Source organism: Candidatus Methylomirabilota bacterium (assembly GCA_035260325.1).
Classification (GTDB): Bacteria; Methylomirabilota; Methylomirabilia; order Rokubacteriales; family CSP1-6; genus AR19.
Map to the genome: position 1 here is coordinate 1 of DATFVL010000280.1, position 2176 is coordinate 2176.

A 2176-nucleotide genomic window follows, 5' to 3' on the forward strand; every position below is an offset into this window, starting at 1 on the left:
GCGTCGTCCATCGCGTCCACGAGGGGCTGGCGACAGACCGCGTGGAGCCGGTCGCGGAAGCGCACTACGCCCTGGATCTGCGAGGTCTGCCACGGCTTCACGGCCTCGAGCGGCCCCATGAACATCTCGTAGAGCCGGAGCACGTCGGCGCCATATTCTCGCACGATGTCGTCGGGATTCACGACGTTGCCCCGCGACTTCGACATCCGCTCATTGTCCTCGCCCAGGATCGTCCCCTGGTGCACGAGTGTCATGAACGGCTCGGGGTGTCGGACGTGGCCGAGATCGAAGAGCACCTTGTGCCAGAAGCGGGCGTAGAGGAGGTGGAGCACCGCGTGCTCGGCGCCGCCGACGTAGAGGTCGACGGGCATCCACGCGTCGTACGCGTCCATCGCCCAGGGCTTGTCGTCATCGTCCGGGTCGAGAAACCGCAGGTAGTACCAGCAAGAGCCCGCCCATTGCGGCATGGTGTTGGTCTCGCGCGCGAACCAGCGACCGTCGCGCTGGAAGAAGCGCCAGTCGCCGACGCGCGCGAGCGGGCCGGCCGGGTCCTCGCCCGGGTTGTAGTCGGCGAGCTCGGGCAGGCGCAGCGGCAGCTCGGACTCGTCGACCGCGAGCGGCTGGTCATAGCGAATCGTGTGCGCGGCCCCTCGCCGAGGGTCACCGGTCGGGTCAGCGAGCTCGACCGGAAAGTAGATCGGGATGGGCTCGCCCCAGTAGCGCTGACGCGAGAAGACCCAGTCGCGCAGCCGGTAGCTGATCGTGCCGCGGCCGCGGCCGAGCGCCTCGAGTCGGCGGACGACCGCGCCTTTGGCGGCGGGCGTCGCCAGGCCGTCGAACTCGCCGCTGCGGACGTTGACGCCGTCGTCGACGTACGCGGCCTCGAGCGCGTCGTGCAGTCGCCCGTCCGGGCTCACGACCTCGACGATCGGAAGACCGAAGGCGGTCGCGAACTCGAAGTCGCGCTGATCGTGCCCGGGGACGGCCATGACGGCGCCGGTCCCGTAGCCGCCAAGCACGTAGTCAGCCACCCAGATCGGCAGGCGAGCTCCGGTGATCGGGTGGATGGCCACGGCGCCCGCCGGCACACCGGTCTTCGTCTTGGCGAGCGCGACGCGGTCCAGCTCACTCTTGCGGGCGGCCGCCTCGGCGTACGCGACGACGGCCTCGCGCCGAGCCGGCGTCGCCAACGTGCGCGTCAGCTCATGCTCGGGCGCGAGCACGACGTAGGTCGCGCCCATGAGGGTATCGGGCCGCGTCGTGAAGACGGCGATGCGCGCGTCCGGGTGACCGTCGACACCGAAGACGATCTCGGCGCCCTCCGAACGGCCGATCCAGCGGCGCTGCGCGGTAAGCGTCCCCTCGGGCCAGTCGACGAGCGCGAGGTCCTCGGCGAGCCTATCGGCATAAGCGGTGATCTTCAGCATCCACTGTCGGAGCGGCGTGCGATAGACGGGATGGCCGCCGCGCTCGCTCTTGCCATCGACGACTTCCTCGTTGGCGAGCACGGTGCCGAGCGCGGGACACCAGTTGACCGGCACCGTCGCCTGGTACGCGAGCCCGCGCCGGAACAGCTGCAGGAAGATCCACTGCGTCCAGCGTACGTAGCCCGGATCCGTGGTGTCGATCTCCCGCGACCAGTCGTAGCTGAAGCCGAGCATCTTGAGCTGGCGCTTGAACGTCGCGATGTTGTTCGCCGTCGTCCCCGCGGGATGCTGCCCGGTCTCGATCGCGTGCTGCTCGGCCGGCAGGCCGAACGCGTCCCAGCCCATCGGGTGCAGCACGTCGTAGCCGCGCATGCGCCAGGCGCGCGCCATGATGTCGGTGGCGGTGTACCCCTCGGGATGACCGACATGCAGACCGACGCCGGACGGGTAGGGGAACATGTCGAGGACGTAGCGCTTGGGCCGGCCGCTCCGGCGCGTGGCGCGGAACGTCCCGTGCTCGTCCCAGTAGCGCTGCCAACGGGCCTCGATCTCGAGGTGGTTGTAGGCCATGTCCTGTTGTACCCCGTTGCGGTGGTGCCTGTCCTTCGCCAAAAACGTTGTCCGGGCCGCTGGCAAGCGCTTCGGGCGGAGGTGACCAGCTTAAGGACGGCAATGGCCCCTTGGTCGCATATCGCCGGTCGTGTGGTCTTGAACCAAGGTTCGGTAGGAGGCTTGCGGAACCAGACGGA

At 69.1% G+C, this 2176-nt stretch carries 1 protein-coding gene; it reads right to left on the reverse strand.

Annotated elements, in window-relative coordinates; translation table 11 throughout:
* The coding region (gene leuS, locus VKG64_17900; protein ID HKB26912.1) for a leucine--tRNA ligase at positions 1-1997 on the reverse strand (1997 nt) is incomplete at its 3' end.
* Positions 1998-2176 lie beyond the last annotated feature (179 nt).